The organism is Phenylobacterium sp. (genome assembly GCF_035276905.1).
Taxonomy (GTDB): Bacteria; Pseudomonadota; Alphaproteobacteria; order Caulobacterales; family Caulobacteraceae; genus Phenylobacterium.
The window spans coordinates 1-4,732 of sequence record NZ_DATELG010000318.1; the positions used below are offsets into that span (position 1 = coordinate 1).

The window sequence follows — 4,732 nt, forward strand, 5'->3', positions numbered from 1 at the left end:
AGGAGGCGATCGGCGGGGCGGTGGTGATCTTCTCCGATGACGACATGGGCAGCGGGGTGCTGATCTCGCCCGACGGCTACATCCTCACCAACCAGCACGTCGCCGGCTCGTCCGGCCAGGTCCGGATCCGCTGGGCCGACGGGGCGGAGAGCGCCGGCCAGGTGGTGCGCGCCGACAAGCGCCGCGACGTCGCCCTGATCAAGGTGGACCAGGCCAAGGGCCGGCCGCTGGCCATCCGCCGCTCGCCGGTCGACGTCGGCGAGACGGTCTACGCCATCGGCACGCCGATGACCGAGGCCTACCAGAACACCGTCACCCGCGGCATCGTCTCGGCCACCCGCCAGCTCGACGGCCAGACCTTCATCCAGAGCGACGCCGGCATGACCCACGGCAACAGCGGCGGCCCGCTGGTCGACGAGAAGGGCGCCGTGGTGGGCCTCGCCGACCTCACGGTCGACGCCTCGAAGGGCTCGACCATCAACTTCTTCATCCCGATCGACGAGGCGCTGAAGGCGCTGTCGCTGAAGCCGGCGGGATGAGGCCACGCCGGTCTGGACCGGTCCTCTCCCACGCCCTAGCTTCCGCACGGCCCGAGCGCCCCCTCCGTCTCGCTTCGCGAGCCACCTCCCCCGCTTCGCGGTGGAGGATCTGAGCGCCTAGATGCTCCACCGCTTGCGGGGGAGCTGTCGGCGAAGCCGACTGAGGGGGCGCTTCGGCGGCAAGATCTGGAGGGGTGATGGCTTACCGATCGCTGCGGGAGTTCCTGGCGACGCTGGAGGCGGCGGGGGAGCTGGTGCGCGTCGCCGAACCCGTTTCCACCGTGCTGGAGATGACCGAGATCCAGCGCCGGCTGCTGGCGACTGGCGGGCCCGCGGTGCTGTTCGAAAGGCCGATCCGCGCCGACGGCGAGGTCTCGCCGACGCCCGCCCTGGTCAACCTGTTCGGCACGGTCAAGCGGGTGGCGATGGGCGTGACGCTCGAAGGCCGCGCCCGCTCGACGGCTGAGGACCTGCGCGAGGTCGGCGAGCTCTTGGCCTTCCTGCGCGCGCCCGAGCCGCCGCGCGGCCTGAAGGACGCCATGGAGATGCTGCCGCTGGCCAAGACCGTGATGGCGATGCGGCCGCACACGGTGAAGCGCGCGCCGGTGCAGGAGGTGGTGTGGACGGGCGACCAGATCGACCTTTCCAAGCTGCCGATCCAGACCTGCTGGCCGGGCGAGCCGGCGCCGCTGATCACCTGGCCGCTGGTGGTCACCAAGGGCCCGTCGGCCGAGCGCGAGGACGACTACAACCTCGGCATCTACCGCATGCAGGTTACGGGCAAGGACCGCACCATCATGCGCTGGCTGGCGCATCGCGGCGGCGCCCAGCACCACCGCCGCTGGAAGGCCGCCGGCAAGCCGGAGCCGCTGCCGGCCTGCGCGGTGATCGGCGCCGATCCGGGAACCATCCTGGCCGCCGTGACGCCGGTGCCGGAGACGCTGTCGGAGTACCAGTTCGCCGGCCTGATGCGCGGCGCCAAGCTCGACCTGGTCGCGGCCAAGACCGTGCCGCTGATGGTCCCGGCCCAGGCGGAGATCGTGCTGGAGGGCCACGTCCTGCTCGACGAGTACGCCGACGAGGGGCCCTACGGCGACCACACCGGCTACTACAACTCCGTCGAGCGCTTCCCGGTGTTCCAGGTCACCGCCGTGACCATGCGCAAGGACCCGATCTACCTGACCACCTTCACCGGCCGCCCGCCGGACGAGCCCAGCGTGCTGGGCGAGGCGCTGAACGAGGTGTTCGTGCCCCTGATCCGCCAGCAGTTCCCGGAGATCGTCGACTTCTGGCTGCCCCCCGAGGGCTGCAGCTATCGCATCGCCGTGGTGTCGATGAAGAAGGCCTACCCCGGCCACGCCAAGCGGGTGATGATGGGCGTCTGGAGCTACCTGCGCCAGTTCATGTACACGAAATGGGTGATCGTCGTGGACGACGACATCGACGCCCGCGACTGGAAGGACGTGATGTGGGCGATCTCCACCCGCATGGACCCGGCCCGCGACGTCACCCTGGTCGAGAGCACCCCGATCGACTACCTCGACTTCGCCTCGCCGGAGAGCGGCCTGGGCTCGAAGATCGGCCTCGACGCCACCAACAAATGGCCGCCCGAGACCAAGCGCGAGTGGGGCGTAAAGCTCGGCATGGACCCGGCCGTCGTCGCCGCGGTGACAGCGAAGTGGGAGCGGCTGGGCCTGCCGGGGGACGGGAAAGAGGTGGATTAGAGCCTGGTCTGCGCCATTCCCTGAGACGTCCCGCGCGCTTGCCGCGACCCGCCCGCTCCGCCATATGCAGGGGATGGATGAAAATCTTCTGCAAGACGTCGTCGCCCAGGCGCTGAAGGCGGGCGCCGACGCCGCGGAGGCCGTGAGCGCCGAGCGCCGCGCGCTGTCGATCGGCGTGCGCAACGGCGCGCTGGAAGAGGTCGAGCGCGAGGAGTCCCGCGACCTCGGCCTGCGCGTCTTCGTCGGCCGCCGGCAGGCCAGTGTGTCCGGCTCCGACATCAGCCCCGAGGCCCGGGCCAAGCTGGTCGAACGGGCGGTGGCCATGGCTCGCCTGGCGCCGGAAGACCCCTACGCCGGCCTCGCCGACCCCGATCGCCTGGCGCGCGGCGCGCTGCCGGACCTTGATCTCTTCGATCCCAGCGAGCCGTCCGCCGAGGCCCTGGAGGCGCGCGCGCGCCTCGCAGAGGCCGCGGCCCGCGCCGTTCCCAAGGTGACCAACTCCGACGGCGGCTCGGCCTCGTGGTCCTCGTCGCAATGGCTGATGACGACCAGCGGCGGCTTCTTCGGCGTGCACCGGGCGTCCGGCTTCTCGCTCGGCGCCTCGGCGATCGCCGGCGACGAGACCGGCATGGAGAACGGCTACGACGGGCGCTCGACGCGCTGGGAGGCCGACCTGCCGACGCCGGAGGCGATCGGCGCCGAGGCCGGCCGCCGGGCCGCCAGCCGGCTGGGGGCGCGGAAGATCGCCTCCACCACCGCCCCGGTGATCTTCGAGAACCGCCTCGCCGCCTCGCTGATGGGCCCCCTGATCGGCGCCATCTCCGGCCCCTCGATCGCGCGCGGGACCTCGTTCCTGAAGGGCAAGCTCGGCCAGCAGGTCTTCGCCAAGGGGATCAACATCGTCGACGACCCGCACCGCCGGCGCGGCCTGGGCTCCAGCCCGTTCGACGACGAGGGCGTCGCCAACCGCCGCACCGCCGTGATCGAGGACGGGGTGCTGACCACCTGGCTGCTCAACAGCGCCTCGGCCCGGCAGCTCGGGATGACCACCACCGGTCACGCCTCGCGCGGGCTGGCGGGCCCGCCGGGCGTCTCGCCGAGCAACCTGACCTTCCAGCCGGGGGAGCACGACCAGGCCCAGCTGATGGCCGACGCCGGGACCGGCCTGCTGGTCACCTCGATGTTCGGCCCGTCGCTGAACGGCAACACCGGCGACTGGTCGGTCGGCTGCTCCGGCTTCTGGTTCGAGAACGGCGAGATCGCCTATCCGGTCACCGAGATCACCGTCGCCGGCAACCTCGTCGAGGTGTTTGGCCGCGTCATCCCGGGGTCCGACCTGGAGATCCGCGGCGCCTCGAACGCGCCCTCCCTGCTGATCGACAACCTCGCCATCGCGGGTCGATGACCGACGGTCCCGCCGACGACCTCGCCCTGATCGTCGAGGCCGCCCATGCCGCGGGCGAACTCGCCATGGCCCTGCGCGACGCGGGGCTGGACGTCGAGTACAAGGCCGGCAATTCCCCGGTCACCAACGCCGACCTCGCCGCCGACGCCCTGCTGACGACCCGACTGCGGCCCGCGCGGCCGCAGTACGGCTGGCTGTCGGAGGAGACCGCCGACGACCCGTCGCGGCTGGCCGCCCCGCGCCTGTTCGTCGTCGACCCGATCGACGGCACCCGCGCCTTCGCCAAGGGCGACCCCTACTGGACGGTGTGCGTGGCGGTGGTCGAGGCGGGCCGGCCGACGGCGGGCGTGGTCTTCGCCCCGCAGCTCGGCGAGACCTATGCGGCGGCGGCGGGGGGCGGCGCGACCCTCAACGGCCGGCCGATCCACGCCAGCGCGGCCTGTGCTATCGACGGCTGCGGGATGATCGCCCACCCCAGGATGTTCAAGCATCAGGACTGGCCCAAGCCCTGGCCGGACATGGTGATCGCCCGGCGCAACTCGACCGCCTATCGCCTGTGCCTGGTCGCCTCCGGCGCGGCCGACGCGACGGTCACCTTCGCCGCCAAGCACGACTGGGACCTGGCCGCGGCCGACCTGATCGCCGCAGAGGCGGGCGCCTATGTCGGCGACCACACCGGCCATGCCTTCATCTACAACCGGGCCGCGCCCATGCAGCCCAGCCTGGTTTGCGCCGCCCCCGCTCTGGCCCCATTGATCCTGGAGCGCGTCCGGCATATCGCCCTCTGAGTTCTCGTTCCCCCTCCAGCTTATGAAGGCCCAGATGGAAGATAAGCAGCTGCTGCACCTGGTGATCGGCGGCGAACTGAAGTCGGTGGAAGGGCCGCCGGAGTTCCGCGACACCTCCAAGGTCGACTTCGTCGGCGCCTATCCGAGCTATCAGGCCGCCCTCGGGGCCTGGCGCAGCAAGGCCCAGGCGACGGTCGACAACGCCATGATGCGGTATTTCATCATCCACGCGCACCGCCTGCTCGATCCGCACCTCGACGGCGAGCACGGCCACGA

5 protein-coding genes are annotated in these 4,732 nt (G+C 71.4%); all 5 read left to right on the forward strand.

Annotation, left to right across the window (positions count from 1 at the left end; genetic code table 11):
- The coding region (locus VJS38_RS14890) for a S1C family serine protease (RefSeq protein WP_324088936.1) at positions 1-539 on the forward strand (539 nt) is incomplete at its 5' end.
- Positions 540-736: 197 nt separating this feature from the next.
- Positions 737-2,263 (forward strand): UbiD family decarboxylase, encoded by a 1,527-nt coding sequence (locus VJS38_RS14895; RefSeq protein WP_324088937.1) that lies wholly within the window; start codon positions 737-739, stop codon positions 2,261-2,263.
- A 73-nt stretch (positions 2,264-2,336) separates the two neighbouring features.
- A complete protein-coding gene (locus VJS38_RS14900) occupies positions 2,337-3,668 on the forward strand; it encodes a TldD/PmbA family protein (RefSeq protein WP_324088938.1) in 1,332 nt (443 codons plus the stop codon).
- Complete coding sequence (locus VJS38_RS14905) at positions 3,665-4,456, forward strand: 3'(2'),5'-bisphosphate nucleotidase CysQ (RefSeq protein WP_324088939.1); 792 nt, start codon at positions 3,665-3,667, stop codon at positions 4,454-4,456. The genes VJS38_RS14900 and VJS38_RS14905 overlap by 4 nt, the downstream gene beginning before the upstream one ends.
- 34 nt (positions 4,457-4,490) lie before the next feature.
- Positions 4,491-4,732 (forward strand): DUF4170 domain-containing protein (locus tag VJS38_RS14910; RefSeq protein ID WP_324088940.1); only part of this gene is annotated, 242 nt, incomplete at its 3' end.